Raw genomic sequence first — 19,519 nt, 5'->3', positions numbered from 1 at the left:
CGCCTTAGTATCAGTAAAAGAATTAATTACAGCCGCATCCGCCACCTGTTTTACCTCCGTTAGCACCTACCGCGGCCTCCCGGTAAGAGTGCATTGTAGTTACATTTCGGTCACTCTTTTTATCTGCTAGTGCCATATCCGGATCGTTAAGGTTCACCTTATCGTATTCTTTCACCACCACACAGGAGGTGAAAGTGGTTGCTGCAAAGAGCCATATGAATAAGCGCTTGATCATAGTTTTTTAATTTGAATATTATCTGAAGTGAAAACTTTTCCGGTATCATCAATAATAATACACTCTACTTTGGGCAGCTGATTTATTCGGTTTAAACCAACCTCAACCCCCATCACAAATACGGAGGTGGCTAGTGCATCTGCAAGCTCAGCTTTAGGTGCAAATACCGTTACACTGATAATGCCGCTGGAGGGCATTCCGGATCTCGGGTCAATAATATGCGTATAATGTGTGCCATTAAACTCAACAAATTTCTCATAGTTGCCGGAAGTAACCACAGCACCGTCTGTAATAGGGAGCAACCCATATGACTTTGACTTATCCATAGGGTTAGTGATGGCTACCTGCCATTCTTCTCCATTGGGCTGCTTTCCCCAGGTGTTCATATCGCCCGAAGCGTTGATAATGCCTGCCGGAACACCTTTAGCCATCAGAAGATTTTTCGCCTGATCTGCTGCGTAACCTTTTCCTATAGCGCCAAAGCCGATTTTCATTCCTTCCGCTTTTAGGAAAACAGTGCTGTTTTCTTTGTCTAATATAATTTTATCGTAGCCTACTTTTGCTACCGAATTAGCTATTTCTTTCTCACCGGGCATTTCTTTCATTGTGCCATCAAACTTCCAGATCTTATCCATAGAAGCATATGTAATATCAAATGCACCATCAGTTAATTTTGAAATATTAATGGCTCGTTCTATTAGTTGAAATAGCTCTGCCTCAACCTTTACTGGCCGGATGCCAGCATTTCTGTTGATTTCTGAGGTTTGAGAGTTAGCATCCCACGAAGAAATTAATCTTTCAATCCTGGTGATCTCAGCAATTGCTCTATCGATTTCAACATTGGCATTAGTTTCATCATCCGCTACCACGGTAATATCAAAGCGGCTTCCCATCAACTTAAGTGTACGCTTATAGCTCTGCTGAGCAATGCATGCAAAAGAGAAAGGGATGAAGAAAATAAGGATGAGCTTTTTCACTTATTGAGCAATTAATGAGTTCAATTCTTTGATGTATTCCTCTGGTGTTAACTTTTTATAACCGGTTTCTCCGAGTACCTTACCTGTTTTATCCAGCACTACCACGAAAGGGAATATCCCGTTTTTATTATAGGTTTCTGCCAGTTTTGCATTAGCTTCTGCCTGAGCAGGGGAAAGTGCATTTGCTTTTTTCCTGGGGAAGTCAGCCTGCAGCATTACATAATGATCTTTGGCATACGCTTTAAAAATATCAGTACTCCATATAGAGCGGTCTAATTTGATGCAGGGTGCGCACCAGTCAGATCCCTGAAAAACAAGTATGATGGGTTTATTTTCTTTTGAGGCGATCTCTTTTGCTTTTACAAAGTCCGTTTTCCATTCCTGCGCTATTGATGCATTTAAATTCATCGCTATTGCTATAAATACTATTACAAGCTGTTTCATGACTATTCTATTTTAGTGATTTTTTAGATGTATAAGACTGATATCTGTGAGTTTTCTATCTGTTAATTTCGATTATTTTTGCTTCATTTCTTATTTCTTTATGGGTTATTTCTCCACCACTGTTTCCTGCGAAAGTGGCTAATACTCCATCAGTTAAGGCTACTAGTAAACATAAAATCATCAGGTATTTTGAGAACTTCGCTTTTTTAATCTCTGCGATAAGCGTAATAAAAGACAAACTGCCTAAAATCAATGTTAACATAAAAAAGGCTTCTGCATCTTCTTCGTGTAAATGCATCAACGTTTCGCTGTACCCTGCTAAATTCTCCAGCACTTCTTCAGCTCCTTCGCCACTGTAAAAAGTGACAATTGATGCAAGGGCACTAAAAATGAAAATTGCCATAGCAGTTATTTTTACTTCTGCTTTTTTAAGTAGCATTCCTGCCAACAGTACAAGAATTCCTATCAATAGACCTACTATAGGTACATGATTAACGAGCAAGTGAATATGGGCATCATTCATAATTATTCGGTTATAAGGTTAAAAGCGCCTCTAGTTAAAAATTGCGTATTTTCATCGAATGCTGAGGTATTCAATACCTCCATCCGTTCATTATTTGAAAGTCCAGTTTTCACTTCAGTTCTTTGAAAAGTATAAGCGGTAGCAGAAGAATCTTTCAATACCAGTGCATAGTATTTATTATCCAGCTCCACTACAGCCTCTTTAGGTAAGGCGCTTTTTTCTTCTGTATTAGTGAAAATTTCTGCCTCTATATACATTCCGGGATTAAATTGAGCTGCCAGTTTTTCATCGGCTAAATGTCCGTGAATACCTACTGTTCTATTTTCCTGCCCGATCGTTTTATTTACCAAATGCACTGTCGCCTCATAGCTTGCACTTTTATCTTCCTGAATGCTGAACCTGATAGACTGACCTACACTTACTTTAGCCAAATCTTTTTCAAAAATGTTTAACTCCAAATGGATATGGTCAGGGTCTACCAGGCTAACCGCTAGTTGTGAAGGAGTAAGAAAGGCTCCTCTGGATATGGCCACCTCGGTTACATAACCAGCAATAGGAGAAAGTATGGGTATAGTGGTACTAATATTTTCCACAGTAAGGGTATGAGGATTAATGTTCATCAGCGCTAGTTTTTTACTTAGCCCTTTCACTTTAGCACTTGTAACTCTGTAGTCAGATTCAGCCTTCGCAAAATTCTTCTGAGAGGTTACGCTATCCTTTGCCAGGTTTTTCTGCCTTTCGTAGTCAGCCTTAAGGTAGGATAGCTGCCCTTGTGCCTCCAGAAAATCCTGTTGAATTTGTACATAATCAGGGTTTTCAAGCATGAATAATACCTGACCTTTTTTTACTTTTTCTCCGGGCAGTAGCTTTATACTTTTAACAGTGCCTCCAAAGTAACAGCTCACAGCTGCCTTATTTTCAGGAGGTACATCAAACATTCCCCTGGCCTGTACTACCTCATGAAATGCTGTCTTTTCCAATTGCCCCAATTCCATACTTGCCGACTGAAATTGCTTTTTAGTGATTTCATAAATGTTTTCTTCTTTAGCCTGATTTAAATTTTCATTAGCCATTGGTGGCTCCGGTGTGGAGGAACAGGAAGCCAGAAGAAGGGAAAAGACAATCAAGAAAAAAACTAAAGCTTGAGTTTTCATTGCGTTCATCATTAATTATTATTCAAATAGTTTGCTTCCAGTGCTGTCATATTGTACTGAAAAAGTGTAGTGAGATAGTTGCTCTCAATATTTTTAGCATTTTCCAAGAGCTGAATGTATTGTAGAAAGTCTATCTCACCGTTCTGAAAAGCCTTTATGGCATGAAAAAGAGTCTCCTCAGAAAGCTTTTTTCCGGTCGAATGATAGTAATTGATACCTTCCTTAAATTTTCTCAAATCTGAAGCAAGCGACTGATAGCGAGAGACTAATTGTGTCTTGTAGTTCTCGCTTTGAGCACTCAGAATTGAATGGCCCGTGGCTGCTGCAGCTATCTTAGATTTATGAGCGCCAAACCATAAAGGGATGGCAATACCCACCTGAAAACCTGTATAGGTTTCTGCTTCAGGACCATTGTTTGTTCCCTGGAAAAGGGAAAAGTTTAGGTCGGGAAGTAATCTTTGTTTTTCCAGGTGAAGTTCCTTTTCAGAAAGACTGATGGCATCCCTGTAGAACTGCACTGTTGGGTGCTGCAGGGTATCAATAGGAATCAATTTTACCTGTTCAAGCGAACTGTCCAGCAAATAAAGAGAGTCAGTTTGCAGCCATTGATTAAGTATAACATAAGATTTCCGGATGCTTTCTTCCATTTGATTGAGCATGAGAGATACCTCTTTCTTTTTAGTTTCAGCTGTCAGTTTTTCAAGGTAATTGGATTCACCTTGCTCAAACCTTCTCATGGCTGCATGCTCAAAAGCAGTATATAAGCTATCCAGGTAATGGTAATTATCTGCCATTTGTTGCCAGTAAACAATTTCATAGTACACCTTAGATACTTCCTTGCTTACATAATATTGATCTCTAGCATATTGATCATTTGTTAATTGTAATTTCCCCTCCATTACTTCACGTTGTGCTCCATATACAGTAGGAAATTGAATGGATTGATTAATTCCCCACACATTCAAGGGTAAATTGTTAGGGGCTATGTTATTATTATCCTTATTGTAATAAATCTCTGTTTTTGGGATGCTGATGGCAGTACCCAACAGTTGCTGGCTTTGCTGTACCGATTGAGCCGAGGCCTGTAGAGCTTTGTTGTTTTTGAGTGCAATTTCTATTGCCTGCTCCACAGTAATTTTTTTATGCTGGCTAAAGCTAAGCATGGGGGATATCAAAAGAATGAATAGTACCATCATCTTTACAGGTAACTTTACCTTTGGAAAATGTCCTTTTCTATCGAATAGGGCATACAGAACCGGTAGTACAATGAGTGTTAGCACTGTGGCAGAAACTAAACCACCTACCACTACAGTAGCCAAAGGTCTTTGTACTTCAGCACCTGCAGAGGTTGAAATGGCCATGGGTAAAAAGCCTAAAGCAGCCGCTGATGCGGTGAGCAAAACAGGTCTTAACCTATTCTTTGTACCTATCAGAATCCTCCTGTTGAGGTTGGTGATGCCGTGTGCTTTTAATTCTTTGAACTCCTCAATAAGAACAATTCCATTAAGAACCGCTATTCCGAAAAGAGCAATAAACCCTACTCCGGCAGAAATACTGAAAGGCAGATCCCGGAGGTATAGAAGAATTACTCCACCAATTGCCGACATAGGAATAGCGCTGTAAATAATCAGCGCTTCTTTCACAGAATCAAAAGCAAAATAGAGGAGGATAAATATAAGAATCAGTGCTATAGGGACTGCAATCATCAGCCTTTCCCGTGCTGTTCTCAGGTTCTCAAATTGACCTCCGTAGGCAATGGTATAGCCGATGGGTAAATTAATTTCTTTACTGATTACCTGCTGAACATCGTTTACAACGGATTCCAAATCCCTGTTTCGGACGTTCACACCTACTACAATTCTTCTTTTGGTATTGTCTCTTGATATTTTTGCCGGACCTTTTGTAAAGCTGATACTGGCAAATTCACTCAGTGGAAGTTGGTTGCCATTCGGTAGTTGAATGGTCGCATTCTCAATATCTGAAATGCTTTGGTGGTGTGCTTTATCGAATCGCATCGCCAAGTCAAATTGTTTTTCTCCTTCAAAAACAGTTCCTGCTGACATTCCCGCAAAACCCATGCTGATGATGCTGTTGAGGTCTTCTACATTAATACCATATTTGGCAATTTTTTGTCGGTCATATTTTACAGACATCTGAGGAAGTCCTGCTACTTTCTCCACTGTAATGTCAGCAGCACCTTCAATATTTTGAATAGCCTTTTCTACTTCCAGTGCTTTTTTATACAGAATGTCCAGGTCTTCCCCAAAAATTTTAATAGCCAAATCCGCACGCACTCCCGTAATCAGCTCATTGAAACGCATCTCTATCGGTTGGGTAAATTCAAAGTCAACACCCGGTATTTCCGCCAGGGCTTCTTTAAATTTTTCTGCTAATTCATCTTTTGTCTCGGCAGAAGTCCATTCACCTTTAGGTTTCAACTTTATGATTACATCACTTTCCTCCATCGACATGGGGTCGGTGGGTACTTCGGCAGCTCCAATTCTGCTTACAACTTGTTCAACTTCAGGAAACTTTAGTAGAATACGTTCAATTTTGGTTGTGGCTTCCGTAGTTTTACTCAGTGAGGTTCCCGTTTTGAGCACAGACTGAATAACAAAATCGCCTTCATCCAATGTGGGTACAAATTCTCCGCCCATTTTTGAGAAAAGAAACGCAACAGCAAGTAGGAGAGTAGCAGCAAGTCCCAGTACTAATTTTTTCCTTCTTAGTGCCCAGGCCATTGAAGGTTTGTATTTGTCCTCCAAAAAAATGATAAGTCGTGATGAAATAGTTTTTTTAGAGGTATTGGCAGGTTTAATAAAAAGCGAAGCCATTACCGGCACGTAGGTAAAACACAGTATCATAGCGCCCAGCAGTGCGAAGCAGAATACCAAAGCCATGGGGCGGAACATTTTGCCTTCCACACCCACCAGGGAAAGTATCGGGATAAAAACAATGATAATAATGAGTTGCCCAAATACTGCAGAATGCATCATTTTAGTAGCTCCTGTAAGGGTAATATTGTCAATAAAATTTTGACGTTCCTCTTTCGGTAATGATAAAAGCGTTGTGCGTTCGGCAGTAATCTTAAAAGCAATAAACTCCACAATAATAACTGCTCCATCAATGATGATCCCAAAATCAATAGCTCCCAGGCTCATTAGGTTGGCATCAACACCAAAGATGTACATGAGAGATAAAGCAAAAAGCAGACACATAGGGATTACGGAAGCCACCACCAGGCCGGAACGCAGGTTTCCAAGTAGCAAAACGACTACAAAAATTACGATTAAACAACCCAGAATGAGGTTTTCTGCAATTGTGAAAGTCGTTTTTGCAATCAGTTCACTTCTTTCTAAAAAAGGATTAATACTGATGCCGGGAGGCAGTGAGGGTGAAATTTGAGCTACTCTCTCTTTCACAGCTTCTATAACGGCCTTGGAGTTAGCGCCTTTTAGCATCATTACCTGACCCAAAACTTTTTCCCCTTCTCCATTGCCTGTAATTGCACCAAAACGGGTAGCATGCCCAAAGCCTACTTCAGCTACATCTTTAATAAAAACAGGGATTCCATTTCTATTTTCAATTACTATATTTTCAATGTCTTCCAGGGAATTTACCAGGCCTTCACCTCTTATGAAATAGGCCTGATTGGTTTTTTCTATGTAACCACCACCGGCCACGCTATTGTTTTTTTCCAGGGCTGAATAGGTTTGGGCAACAGAAATATGGAGGCTTCTTAACTTTTCAGGATTAATGGCTACTTCATATTGTTTGAGATAACCTCCCCAGGTATTTACTTCCACTACTCCCGGAATGCCGGAAAGCTGGCGTTTAACCAACCAGTCCTGAATGGTGCGTACATCTGCTAAAGAATATATATTCCGGTAAGCAGAGTCAACCTCAATTACATATTGATAAATTTCACCAAGACCTGTGGTAATAGGCCCCATGAAAGGTTTCCCAAATCCTGCGGGGATTTTTTCTTCTGCAGCTTTTATTTTCTCAGCAATTAACTGCCGTGGCAGATAAGTACCTAGTTTCTCATCAAAAACTACTGTTACTACAGAAAGTCCGAATTTGGATACAGACCTGATTTCTTTTACATCCGGTAAATTAGCCATTTCAAGTTCCACCGGATAAGTAAGAAATTTCTCCACATCCTCAGTGGCCAAATTTCTTGAAGTAGTAATTATTTGTACCTGGTTGTTAGTGATATCCGGAACTGCACCAATAGGAATTTGGGTCAATGAATAAATTCCGAACCCGATAATTCCTGCTGAAAACAGAAGTATGATTAGCTTATGATGGATGCTGTACTGAATGATCTTTTCTAACATTAATGTGTAGCATTTGAATTACACAGTAAATGTAGAAGAGTGTTTCTAAGGCTTTTCTCAAGCTTTTCTTAAGATTGGCTTAAGATTGATTTTTTAAGCCAGGCTTATGCCGAATAAATGGCCTACCAATGCCGTAAGCCCCATAGCCACCGTACCCCAAAAAGTAATACGCAACACAGCCTTTAAAATTCCTGAGCCTCCGGTCTTGGCGGCCAGGGCTCCTAAAAGTGCTAAAAATAAGATAGCAAAGGCATATAAAAGATATTCCATGTAGGGAAGTGGCAAAAACAATGTTACCAAAAGCGGCAGTAGCCCCCCAGCGCTAAAAGCAGCACCTGATGCCAAAGCAGCCTGTAAAGGTTTAGCTTTGCTTATTTCATTGATGCCTAGCTCATCTCTTATGTGCGTACCTAAGGCATCATGAGCAGTTAACTCTTGCGCCACAAGCAGGGCGGTTTCTTTTTTTAAGCCTCTTTCCTGGTAAATTTCGGATAGCCTCTGCAATTCCAAAGCAGGAGTTTCTTCCAGTTCCTGTCTTTCTCTTTCAATATCTGCCTTTTCAATATCAGTTTGGGAGCTTACAGATACATATTCACCTGCTGCCATTGAGAGGGCACCGGCTACTAATCCGGCAAGTGTTGCCAGAATAATTGGCTCACGTGTGGTGCTTGCAGCAGCTACTCCTATAGCCAAACTGGCGGTGGATAAAATTCCATCATTAGCACCAAGTACAGCAGCTCTCAGCCAGTTACTCCTGTGTATATAATGATTGGCTAAATAATCTTCCGTTGTATTTTCCATGTCATGGTTTTTATGGTTTTTTGCTTAAGACTCACTAATGTTAAGGTTTGCCGGAGCACTTTTAGTAGCTGTTGAAAACAAAATTGTCACAATGGTGCCATGGCCAACTTTGCTGTCTATTTTTAATTCAGCGTCAATTGCATCGGCACATTTTTTGGCGATAGATAAACCTAAACCGGTACCCTCAATATGCTTATGTACAAGCGCATCGGAACGGAAAAAGCTTTCATAAATATTGTTCAAATCTTCTTCCCTAATACCAATGCCTTCATCTTTGATGGTACAGGCAATTTTATCATCAGCCCTGGCTATTGTTATGGTTATTTCAGCTTCCTGATGAGAATACTTGATAGCATTACTTACAATATTGTCTATTATAATACTGCCATAGTAGTGAGGAACAAGTAAACTATGTGAAGCTTCCATTTCCGACTTAATACTAATTTTCTTCTCCTTTATTTGGGTATTAAATCGTGATATTGATTCGTTAGCTAATTGAGACAGATCGATTAATGCGTCATTTTTTTCGTTGGTAGATTTTTCTAAACGGGCCAGCATGAGTAACTGCTCCAAAGTAGCAGCCATTCTATTAATTTCTTTCAGGCTGAACTGAATTTTTTCATGGTATTCCTCCTGTGATCTTGGCTTCCTGATGAGAACTTCCAAAGTGCCCCGGAGGGTAGATAGAGGTGTTCGAAGCTCATGAGAGGCATCAGAGGTAAATTGTTTTTCTCTTTCCAGAGCATTTTCGATGCGTTCAAGCAAAGCATTGAAATTGGCGGAAAGATTATAAATTTCATCCTGATTTTGAGGCAGGCTTACCCTTTCTTTAAGATTGTTCCGAGTAATTCTTGTAATGGTACTGGTCATTTCCTGAACTGGCTTTATGCTTCTTCCTGCCAGAAAGCGGGAAAAGAAATATAAGCCAATGAGTACAATGAAGTAAGAAATAAGAAGAACATTTCGAAGCTGTAAAATAACAGAAAGGGAAGATTCTGATGACATAGCCGCTAAAATATATCCTTCTACTTTCCCATTTTGTTCTATAGGCAATTGCACTTGCCGTATGCTGGTATTATTGATTTCGGCATCAAAATGTATTCCTAATTCCGATTGCTTAAAAGGGAGATCGCCCCCTTTTAAATTGGGAGACTTATCCATTAGTTTCCCTTTTTTATCATTTAGCTGAATAAAAACAGGGTTAACCTGCACTTCCCTGTGTTCTCTTTCTTCCCATTCGGCTTTGTTAACGAATTGGATGCTGTCGCCTATCATTCCTACTTCCTTGGTATGCTTCTCTGCTTCGTAGGACAAGTCATTGTCTAGATTAAGAATTACTGTTCCCTTTACAATGAAGAAGATGGTACTGAATACCACAGCCATAATAATGGCTGTAGCCAACATATAATAAAATGCGATTCTATTTTTGAAACTTAAATTCATACCTCTTTAGCAATATAACCTACTCCACGCACAGTTTGAATATGATTTTCCTGATCAGACAACTTTAGTTTCTTTCTTAGTGCATTAATGTACACATCAATTACTCCGGTATTGTATTCAAAATGAATGTCCCATACACTTTCTATTATTCGGGTTCTTCTGCAAACTTTGCCCTTGTTGCGCAAGAGGTATTCCAGGAGGGCAAACTCTTTTTGTGTAAGTGAAATTTCTTCAGCTTCTTTAAACACTTGATGTGTTTCAGTATTAAGTGTAATATTTCCGAGTGAGAACTGTGAGTGAGCTCCTGATTTAGGTCTCAGCTGTACTTTGATTCTTTCCAGTAATTCTTCAAAATGAAATGGTTTTTTAATGTAGTCATTTGCACCTGCCTGTAAACCAAAGATGGTTTCATCAATTGTGTCTTTGGAAGTAAGGAAAATAATGGGTGTGGCAGTGAATTCTTTTCGGAATTGGCGACAGATTTCAATCCCGCTTAAACCGGGTAACATCCAGTCTAACAATAGGATATCATATTCTCCTGATAAAGCAAGCTCCAATCCTTTTTTACCCTCATCTGCTACATCTACAGCAAATGATTCCTCTTCCAATCCTTGTTTGAGGAATGCCGCAATACCTTGTTCGTCTTCTACTACCAGTATTCTCATTCAACCAAAGTTCGTTAATTTAGGCTTAAGTTTGGTTTAGTGTTTTCTTAAGATTTGCTTAAATCTAGCAGGATTCTTCTGGTATTACACACGAAGGTTTATTAATTTGAAATTAAATATTTTGGAGTTAAAAAGTCATTGAAAGTCCCAGGCCATATTCCTTACCATTATAATAGGGCATCACCAGGCCACTTACTTTTTCTTCATTTTTAAAGAACGTACGTTTAATCACAGGATGTAGCCAATAAGCAATTTTGGTACTTAATATTCCAATTCCTGCACCTGCGGCAACATCACTTAACCAATGTCTGTCATTATACATTCTGAAGAAACCCGTTCCTGCAGCTACTAAATAGCCAGATATACCGTACCAAAGTGATACATTTTTGTATTCCTGAAATAAAAATTCTGCCCCTATAAAGGCGGTAGCTGTATGGCCTGAAGGAAAGGAATTATTAGATGAGCCATCAGGTCTTACCTCATTTCCGGTGGCTTTAATAACATTCACCGTTGTGCCCATGATGAGATAAGCAGTGCCTAAAATGATGGTTCTGTCCTTAAAGTTGTTTTTTCCTTTTACGCCTAATGCATTTAAGCCATACACTGTAATAAACGGAGCGTACTGGGAAATATCGTCCACAGTAAATTGATTGTCTATGTGCTCTTTTAATTCATGTTGCGTATTCTTGTTAACACCTTTCAATGCATGACTTTCCAGTCCTATCACACCATAAGTAATTAAAACTGACGGAATAATGAGTGTTTCGTATTTAAACCTCGTCCTTGTTTTACCTTCAAGGGAGTCAGCCTTTTGATTTTGGCTGTGCAATGCGGAGGCCAGCAAAGAAAATAGAATTAAGGGATAGATTTTCTTCATCTTTTATGACTAATCAGATTATAAACTTTAGCAAAATAAATTAAATCTGTTTAATAATTTTCTGAATTTATCTAAGGTAAGCTATTAATGTACTTTCTATTTTCACTTTAATCTTTTTCTCTCTTTTACTTTACCATGATTAATCAATAATTCAGTTGTTGAAATTAATTATCCTCTCAAGAGCCCCTTTTCTTCAATTCCTATCATAAAAATTAAAAAAAATAATCTCGGCTAACTCTGTTTAAATTAAGCTTTTGCTTCAAGTTGCTTGCAATACTCATAACTCCAAAATCCGCTTCCAAAATAGCTTCGTAGGTCAATATGTCGACAAACGAATAAATTTTGCATATAAAAACTATTAAAAATGAGACTAAAAAAAGTTAATAAGTATTTAAGCAAGGCATTTGTAGCATTAATAGCTGGGATGTTCTTATTCTCTGCTTGCGATGATGACGATGAAACCACAATGGATCCGGATATGCCGGGAGGGATGCTCACGGTGAGCGATCAAACGCTATCCCAAAATAAAGTAATGATTTCTAATGTGAACTTTGACCAGGCCGGTTGGATAGTGGTGCATGCCAGTACAGCTGAAGGAGGGCCTGTAGTTCCGGATATTATTTCAGAGCCACTCTTAGTTCAGCCTGGTTCTAAAAGCAACCTGGAAGTAATGATTAATGATTTTTCTGCTTTGGAAGATGGGGCAAAGCTTTGGGTAATGCTTCATACTGATGATGGAATAGAAGGTGAATACGAATTTGACGGAGCCAGTGGTTTTGATGCACCAATTACTGATGAGAATGGAGATATTGTTATGACTGATATTACTATTTCTGCTCCTTCTATTACAGTAGAAAATCAGGCAGTGAGTTCTAATACAGTTACTATTAGTAAGGTGAATGCTGCAGTTGATGGCTGGCTTGTAATTCATTCTGGTGAGGCAACAGGTCCTGTGTTAGGACAAACAAAAGTAATAGCAGGTACAAATACCGATGTAGTAGTCAATATAGGAAATGAAGTGTTTGAAGGAGGCGAAATGCTATTCCCAATGTTACATATTGAAAGCCCGGCTGATGGCGAATATGGATTTCCTGACAATGGAGATGCCCCGGAAGTATTTGGTGAAGATGTAGTGGTAGTAGGTTTTGAAACTTTAGCTTTAACAGGGTCTATTACAGCCGAAGACCAGATTGTTCAGGGAAATACTATTACTGCTGCGAATCTGACAGTTAATGCGGATGCCTGGGTAGTGGTTCATGCAAGTAATGCTACTAATGACGGTCCTCAGGTGCCGGAAATTATATCAGTTCCAGTGCGGGTACCGGCTGGTTCTAATGAGGATGTTGAAATTGAATTAACGGAAGCAGTAGCTGCAGGTGATGTAATTTATGTGATGCTTCATACAGATAATGGTGTAATTGGTGAATATGAATTTGATGCGGGAGTAATATTTGACGGTCCGGTTAAGACTGAATCAATTACGGTACAGGCACCGACAGGTTCATTTACTGCTAATAATCAGACACTTTCAGCTGATGGTACTATAACCGTAGAAAGCATAACAGTTGGTCAGCCATCATGGGTAGTGGTACATAGAGATGATGGAACAGGTGAAGGTTTTGTTGCTCCGGGAATTATTTCAGTACCGGTACTACTGGAAGCCGGAACCACCACTGATATTGAAATTTCTTTTGAAGATGGAGAAGAAATTGAAGATGGAGAAAGGTTATGGGTAATGTTACATAATGACAATGGAACTGTAGGTGAGTATGAATTTGATGGCGCCAATGGTTTTGATAGTCCTATCGTGTTTGACTTTGTAGATATTACAGTTCCTGCGACCAGATATGAGGTAGCAAACAATAGCACAACTGCATATTTGTTCACCGGTAATGGGTTAACGGATTCCTCTAATCCAGGCATTACATTAACAAGGGGTGAGACTTATACTTTCACAATTAATGCAAGCGCACATCCATTTTATATTAAAACAGTGCAAGGCTCTGGTACAGGAAATGCTTTCAATGATGGTGTAACCAACAATGGTGCAGAATCAGGCACTATTACTTTTACAGTGCCACTCGATGCACCGGATACATTATTTTATAACTGCCAGTTCCATGGTGGTATGACGGGCACTTTCACGATTGTGTCTTAAAAATTACTCCTAATTTTTGTTTTATGGTTTAAACAGGGGTTATGCCTCACCTGAAAGGGTGGGGCTTTTTTCTGTTAAAAAGAAGGACGCTTTCGATAAAGAAGGTACAACTGAGATATTTGCACCAGGGTGCTCATGATAAATACTACACTGTTCGATAACCAAATAATGTTTGTAAAACCGAGCGGGCTGGTCGACAAAAAGGCGTGGAGCGCGTTGAATTGTAGCGTAGGAGCCAGCCTCTGGCTGGCATCTTTTTGATCAAGTCATCGCAGTTATTGGAACTGAACTTCAAATGAGATAACAGGACTTTTGCTATATTAGAAAATAGAGCTAAAGCTGATTAGTTTTCTGCTTACTTACATCTGTGAGGCTGTCCCCTGGAGGGGACTACAGGGGTGTTTTGGAGCAATATAGAAATGGTATCAGTTGATAAAATAGAATCTTGTTATATAGTAGCAAAAAGATAAAGAATAAAATTTTGTTTAAAATACCTTAAAGTGTAATTGAGACCTCAATATTTAGTAAAATTTCTCTTTTTTGAGGTTTTATACTTAGTTTTAAAGTTTAAGAAACACGTATTAAGGTCAGTATATCTGGTTTTTGAGTTCAATTTCATTTTCCATGAGTAGTCTGCACTATCCATAAACAAAAGAGCCTTTTCGCTTGCACGAAAAGGCTCTTTAAATAGTTTAACTCTGCAATTAATTATCTATTTCAATAACTATATAATTTGAATCTTTCCAGAATTCAGCAGGGTTAGTAATGTTGAATCGGGTTACTTTATCGCCATCTTTAACAAATTCGTAACTACCTTGTGGATGGTTAGTGATAAGTACCGCTTCATCGCTATTCAATTCCAGAGTAGAAAGCTTATCTTTTTCTGCTTTAGTAAATAGTTTGTCTGAAGCGTTAGCATTAATTACTTTTACTTTACCCAATCCAATAAATCCACCTTCTTTGCTTACAATTTCTTTTTCCTTTAGCTCATCAGCTTCTCCAATAAAATAGTAAGCTCTGTTCAAATTGTTTCTTAATTCTTCCGCTATAGAAGTTTGTCTATCTAATTTTTGACCTAATTCTTCCAATTGTGCCTGCAGCGAGGTAGTCATTTCTGTCAGTTCATCCTGCTTTTCTATCAAGTTTTGGCTTGCTTCTTCTAACTTTTGCTCTAAAGCTAAAATTTGCTCACTTTTTGCTCCGGATTGCTTTCTTAGCTGGCTTAATGACCGATCCAACTGCATGATTTTGTTTCTGGAGTTCTCCATTAACTGTCGCATGTTAGCAATTCTGGCATTAATTGTCTCTGCTACTTCTTTATTGTTAGTTTCATTGAGATCACCTTCAAGTTCTGCTACCATCGATTGGTTGGCATTAATATCAGCTAAATTTTTATCAATTTCTGCAAGTGTTTGTTCATAATTCTCAATGGATACTTTTCGCTCTTTGCTTAAGGATAATAAAGAATCATTTTTCATTTGAAGCGAATCCACCTTAGCTTTAAGCGCTTCGTTTTCCTTTTTAACTTTCTGGCATCCGGTAAAAAATACCAACAGAGCCAACATCATTAATAGATTTTTCATAGTTAAGTGTTTTTTGATTTAGTGTTTGTTGCAACGAAAAAGGTTAAGCGAAGTTGGAACTATAGTAGAAATTATAATTTTTCAATATTTATAAACAGATGTTGTCCAGTAGTTTAAAAGGGATTTAGAGAAATAGATTTTATAAGGATTTAATGCCTGGAGGAAAAGAGAAGCCTCCAAAATTCTTAATCACTGTTGTCAATTTTCTCATATTCTTTAGCGCTGTCATTATTGCTAATTCCGATGCTGCTCACTGCGCCACTTAATAAGGACTTTGCCCAAAAATTGAATATTGATCTGCTCTTATCGCGCTTGTAAAAGATACCGCCTTCATGGAGTTTAAAGAAATTTGGATTCTGGCCACGTACCACAAAGCTGTTAGCGAAAAATGTTCGCAGGTTATTGTTTAGCCCGGTGGATTTATAAGTTTGTCTATCAAGAATGTTGATTTTCAGATTGTCGTACTGAAAGCTCATGGTACCCTTTGAATATTCATTGTTGCCACTGAAGTTAAAGGTCATGATATCATTAGTACCTGAACGTACTTCAACTGCTGCAATGGGCACAAGCATATCATTTAAGGTAGTGAGCTCCATTCTACCAACAGAACCTTTCATGCTGAAAAAATCCTTTTGCGAATTAAGTGGGAATTCTACCTTAGCCTGAAAGTCTCCCGAACCGTTAAGGGTACCTTTGGCTGAGAGCTTCATTGGCAGAGAGGAAGTATTGGGTCTTGTTGTGATATTTTTGATTCCTCCTTTAAGGTTTTCAAAAGCAATGTATCCTAACCCGGTTCCATCGGCTGGTACAATATAAATTTTAATATTGGTGGTTACAGAAATTGAATCAACTGTTACCGGGTATTTTACTTTTCTAAGTAGTTCTTGCGGCAGAGGTACATATTTGGTAGAGTCTAGTGGAATGTTCAAATCTCTGAAAATAGTAAAATTACCATCGTTAATCGCTATTTTTTGAATCTCGAAATTCTGATTTACCAGCTTGTCCAGGTTAATGCCTGAAAGCCTGACAGACTTAAGACTTAAGTCAAACCAGTCAGTTTGATAATCTATGTGATTACTGAAGTCAAACCTGTCATACTTATTTTCCATGTTGAAACTGGATAAGTTGAGGCCAGCATCAGGGTAAGAAAAGTTATAGTCTCCGATAGAAACGGTGTAGTTTTTCCCTAAATCCTCTTTAAAATTTTTCCCGCTGAAACTGAAGGACTGCACTCTGTGATGCAGATTTTTAACATCAAATGCTGAATCCAGCCTGAGCTTTTGAAAAGCCAAATTAGCTTCACGAATATGATACGAACGTCCCTTTTTTTGATGATAAAGCTCAAGGTTCATATCATCGGCTTTAAATTGATTAATGGTTAATTGGCTGAATGGAAGAAACTTTTTGCTTTGAAAGGAACTGGCAGAGTCGGAGTTGTTGAGAATCATTTTTAGGGAAATACCTTCGCTGGCAACTTTACCTATTTTAAGTTCATTGTCATCCCTTAATTTTATAATGTTAAGGTTTTCCAGTTTTAGCGTGCCAATTTTAGAATTGATATTATTCTTTTTGTTGGCGTATTGCAAATTATTAAGTTCTCCTTTTTGAGTAATTGTACTGTAATACGCTCGGCCTATGAGCAGAGAATCCCCATTGGGTATTTTCCCTACAAGCTTATCAAATTCTAATAAATGGCCTTTGGAAAATAGCAGGTCAGTCTTTTCACGGGAGGGATAGGAGAAATCCTTTAAAGTTAAAGAAGTATTTTGATGAGTCCACAGAGACTTTTCATTGTTTTTATTGACAAGCGTAGCCAGCCCATTTTTTATTTTTAAGTGTATAGTGCCCAGATCAATAGAAAAATCATTATTTGTTTCTTTTTTAGAAGCTGAGGTTTTTTTTGTGTTTGCTTTGTTGATTGTCTGTTCAATCCAATAAGTATCAATAGAAGAAGCAATTATTTTTAAGCTATCGGCCACCAGCTTTCCAGAGCTCAAAAGTGTTTTTTTCTCAAATGATATAAACTGCAACAATGGTATTTTAGCATTGATTTTCAGATGACTTTTATTGTTTAAAGCTTTAGAAGTAATATTTCTTATTGAGAGCTTTCTACTATTAGCCGGTAGTAAAAGACTATCAGCAGAAATACTATGTGCAAAGTCATCAATTTCTATTTTTAATTTGCCTGCTTGGAAATAGTCAAGGGAGATAGTATTGAGATAAGATATCCTCGTATTAAAACTGCTCACATTTATTTTTGTAGATGCGGAGGGAGTGTAGTTCAATGAGCCATCTTTTAGCGTGAGAAGGATGGGTTTTTCAGGTAGTTTCCAATTCGATTGCTTTTTGCCTCCTTTTTGAATTTTTTCTCTAATATTAAACACCGGAGCAGTCACTACTATTCCTTCTAACTGAATGATTTTACTTTTAATTATGCTGTCCAATTGAACACCTGAAATAATAAGCTGTTGCGTGCGGATGGCATTACCTGTTTTAGGGTCGGTATATTGAACAGCGCCTATTTCAAAATTACTTAATTGCTTTCCTGCCTCTATTTGTTGAGCATTTAAAACCATATTGTCTCTATTGAGCGTTAAGTTGTCAGCATGAAACACAATGCTGTCTGCTAAACTATGCCAGGAAGAAGAAGCTGTATCAATTTTTAAACCTCTTAGTTTAAGGCTAATTCCATTAATAAGAAACTCATTGCTAATTTCAACTCTCCCATTATTTACCTCTATTAATGAAGCATTTATTTGTTCAAAATAATTGTCCATAAAGCCCTGCAACACTTTCGGAGTTACAACAACTGAAGAATCTGCTTCGTGCTTTTTACCGGAAGCTGTTATCTCAATGGAAGGGTTTTGGAACACCATCTTTGACAGAAAGACCTGTTTATCTATCAGGGCCTGCTTAAAATCCATACCTTCCAAAGTAATAGAGGGAATTACAAAGTTATACTGAGTTATGGATTCATCCTGTTTGCTTCTGGAAGGACTAATTACAAAGTTTTTGACCTCCAAAGTGGACGTCATAGTATTGATGTTTAGTGAGTTGAATGACATTAAGTGTAAGCTGTCCGGTAGTTTGTAATTATAGTCATGAATTTTAATTTTAGCATCTTCAAAATAAGTGGTTCTGCTGTTGATTTGATAATTATTGGAATCCAGTCGGATATTGAAAAGCGCAATGCTGATATTTTCAGATTTAAATTGTTGCTGGTTGTTAGTTTTTACAATCAGGTCCAGGGCTCCATTATTTATTTCAAATTTGCTTACTTTTACCAGATCAAAAAGTGCTAGAAGAGACCTTCCAATAGTATTGCCTGAAGTCTTTTTTGAGCTGTCGGCATCTGATGCAGAGCGAATATTGATAATTGGCTCCGGAATATTTACCTGATCAATTACCAGGTGGTTGTCTTCATAGGCTTTTAAATAATTAATACCTTTTAGTTCAAGTGTAGGAATTAAAATGTTATATATATTTTGCCCTTCCTGGGTAAAAATTTTCTCCCTGTCTACCCCGGGCCGGGGTTGTATTTTTAAATTACTAAAGCTTAAAATTGAATCTTTAGTAGACAGGTTAAAGCTATCAAAAGATAGCACGTGAATGCTATCGGGTAAATCAATGGATTGGTTGGAGAGCCCCAGGTTAATAGCTTCAGAATAGAATACTTTTCGTTTTTTCTTAGAGGGGTCTATAATGAATTCAGTAACCTGGAAATCAATAGTGTTTAAAGAAAGTTGGCTGGGAGAGTGACTGAGACCACCACCAATTACTTTAAAATACTCGATCTTCAGTAGATCCAGGTAGTCTGAAATTGTTTCATACAGCTCACCGGTTTCCCGTCCGAATTTCAGTAACTTCTTCTCCGGGTTAATTTTTGTCATCCTGATTTGAGGATTCACTACTGTTACTCCTTCTACAACTAATTCATTTTCGGTATAAATTTTTATTACAGAACGAAGTTTAATATCGACAGAATCAACACTCACGTGGTAAACGTTGGATACAGTGCCGGAATCCTGCAGATTTTCGATTTGAGGAATAAGTTTAGCATTATACACCTTAATTGTTCTTCCCAGAATATCAAGGTCTATTCGGTCGAAGCTGAGCTCGTAAAGCCCGTTGCTCTCCTTCTTTACAAGGTTTAAAAGTACTTTTTCTGATATTTGATTTCCAATCCTGTTAAGCTGGTCATTTGCGTAGAACATGCCAATTACTATTATAACAGTAATCATCAGGATGATAATAATTGGCTTTAGTGCTTTACGCATATAGACAAAAGGTAGATAAAGATTTTAGTTGATCAAAGATAA

General features: G+C 38.2%; 13 protein-coding genes. 1 reads left to right on the top strand and 12 read right to left on the bottom strand.

The genetic code is table 11. The annotated features are described in order from the left end of the window. Positions 1-22 precede the first annotated feature (22 nt). The 10 genes from IEV85_RS02235 to IEV85_RS02190 form a co-directional block, all read right to left on the bottom strand. A complete protein-coding gene (locus IEV85_RS02235) occupies positions 23-235 on the bottom strand; it encodes a DUF4266 domain-containing protein (RefSeq protein ID WP_188460168.1) in 213 nt (70 codons plus the stop codon). Next, complete coding sequence (locus tag IEV85_RS02230; protein ID WP_229712471.1) at positions 232-1,212, bottom strand: FAD:protein FMN transferase; 981 nt, start codon at positions 1,210-1,212, stop codon at positions 232-234. Before IEV85_RS02230 ends, IEV85_RS02235 begins: the two co-directional genes overlap by 4 nt. Continuing rightward, entirely contained in the window at positions 1,213-1,656 is a 444-nt protein-coding gene (locus IEV85_RS02225; protein ID WP_188460167.1) for a thioredoxin family protein, read from the bottom strand. Positions 1,657-1,711: 55 nt separating this feature from the next. After that, positions 1,712-2,179 (bottom strand): hypothetical protein, encoded by a 468-nt coding sequence (locus tag IEV85_RS02220; RefSeq protein ID WP_188460166.1) that lies wholly within the window; start codon positions 2,177-2,179, stop codon positions 1,712-1,714. Between the two features lie 2 nt (positions 2,180-2,181). After that, complete coding sequence (locus tag IEV85_RS02215) at positions 2,182-3,333, bottom strand: efflux RND transporter periplasmic adaptor subunit (protein ID WP_188460165.1); 1,152 nt, start codon at positions 3,331-3,333, stop codon at positions 2,182-2,184. Between the two features lie 11 nt (positions 3,334-3,344). Then, positions 3,345-7,673, bottom strand: a complete 4,329-nt coding sequence (locus IEV85_RS02210) for a CusA/CzcA family heavy metal efflux RND transporter (protein ID WP_188460164.1) — start codon at positions 7,671-7,673, stop codon at positions 3,345-3,347. Between the two features lie 93 nt (positions 7,674-7,766). Further along, positions 7,767-8,474 carry a VIT1/CCC1 transporter family protein gene (locus tag IEV85_RS02205; protein ID WP_188460163.1) on the bottom strand — a complete coding sequence of 236 codons (708 nt, stop codon included), beginning with the start codon at positions 8,472-8,474 and terminating at the stop codon, positions 7,767-7,769. 24 nt (positions 8,475-8,498) lie between these two features. After that, a complete protein-coding gene (locus tag IEV85_RS02200) occupies positions 8,499-9,917 on the bottom strand; it encodes a sensor histidine kinase (RefSeq protein ID WP_188460162.1) in 1,419 nt (472 codons plus the stop codon). Next, complete coding sequence (locus IEV85_RS02195; protein ID WP_188460161.1) at positions 9,914-10,582, bottom strand: response regulator transcription factor; 669 nt, start codon at positions 10,580-10,582, stop codon at positions 9,914-9,916. The genes IEV85_RS02200 and IEV85_RS02195 overlap by 4 nt, the downstream gene beginning before the upstream one ends. Positions 10,583-10,709: 127 nt before the next feature. Next, on the bottom strand, positions 10,710-11,459 hold the full coding sequence (locus IEV85_RS02190; RefSeq protein ID WP_188460160.1) for a phosphatase PAP2 family protein: 750 nt from the start codon (positions 11,457-11,459) through the stop codon (positions 10,710-10,712). Positions 11,460-11,823: 364 nt separating this feature from the next. Here IEV85_RS02190 and IEV85_RS02185 point away from each other — a divergent pair, with 364 nt between their 5' ends. After that, entirely contained in the window at positions 11,824-13,617 is a 1,794-nt protein-coding gene (locus tag IEV85_RS02185) for a DUF7282 domain-containing protein (protein WP_188460159.1), read from the top strand. A 704-nt stretch (positions 13,618-14,321) separates the two neighbouring features. Here the strand turns inward: IEV85_RS02185 and IEV85_RS02180 are convergent. Further along, positions 14,322-15,200: a Cbp1 family collagen-binding glycoprotein adhesin gene (locus IEV85_RS02180; protein WP_188460158.1), complete on the bottom strand. Its 879-nt coding sequence runs from the start codon at positions 15,198-15,200 to the stop codon at positions 14,322-14,324. Positions 15,201-15,385: 185 nt separating this feature from the next. Then, on the bottom strand, positions 15,386-19,477 hold the full coding sequence (locus tag IEV85_RS02175) for a hypothetical protein (RefSeq protein ID WP_188460157.1): 4,092 nt from the start codon (positions 19,475-19,477) through the stop codon (positions 15,386-15,388). Positions 19,478-19,519 lie beyond the last annotated feature (42 nt).

This window comes from Marivirga lumbricoides, assembly GCF_014636295.1.
In the GTDB taxonomy this organism is placed as follows: Bacteria; Bacteroidota; Bacteroidia; order Cytophagales; family Cyclobacteriaceae; genus Marivirga; species Marivirga lumbricoides.
This window is presented reverse-complemented; position numbering and strand designations above follow the sequence as displayed.

Coding starts and splice junctions, on each gene's coding strand:
- IEV85_RS02210 (WP_188460164.1), bottom strand. CDS start 7,673: ATGTTAGAAAAGATCATTCAGTACAGCATCCATCATAAGCTAATCATA.
- IEV85_RS02215 (WP_188460165.1), bottom strand. CDS start 3,333: ATGAAAACTCAAGCTTTAGTTTTTTTCTTGATTGTCTTTTCCCTTCTT.
- IEV85_RS02235 (WP_188460168.1), bottom strand. CDS start 235: ATGATCAAGCGCTTATTCATATGGCTCTTTGCAGCAACCACTTTCACC.
- IEV85_RS02175 (WP_188460157.1), bottom strand. CDS start 19,477: ATGCGTAAAGCACTAAAGCCAATTATTATCATCCTGATGATTACTGTT.
- IEV85_RS02220 (WP_188460166.1), bottom strand. CDS start 2,179: ATGAATGATGCCCATATTCACTTGCTCGTTAATCATGTACCTATAGTA.
- IEV85_RS02185 (WP_188460159.1), top strand. CDS start 11,824: ATGAGACTAAAAAAAGTTAATAAGTATTTAAGCAAGGCATTTGTAGCA.
- IEV85_RS02195 (WP_188460161.1), bottom strand. CDS start 10,582: ATGAGAATACTGGTAGTAGAAGACGAACAAGGTATTGCGGCATTCCTC.
- IEV85_RS02190 (WP_188460160.1), bottom strand. CDS start 11,459: ATGAAGAAAATCTATCCCTTAATTCTATTTTCTTTGCTGGCCTCCGCA.
- IEV85_RS02205 (WP_188460163.1), bottom strand. CDS start 8,474: ATGGAAAATACAACGGAAGATTATTTAGCCAATCATTATATACACAGG.
- IEV85_RS02180 (WP_188460158.1), bottom strand. CDS start 15,200: ATGAAAAATCTATTAATGATGTTGGCTCTGTTGGTATTTTTTACCGGA.
- IEV85_RS02200 (WP_188460162.1), bottom strand. CDS start 9,917: ATGAATTTAAGTTTCAAAAATAGAATCGCATTTTATTATATGTTGGCT.
- IEV85_RS02225 (WP_188460167.1), bottom strand. CDS start 1,656: ATGAAACAGCTTGTAATAGTATTTATAGCAATAGCGATGAATTTAAAT.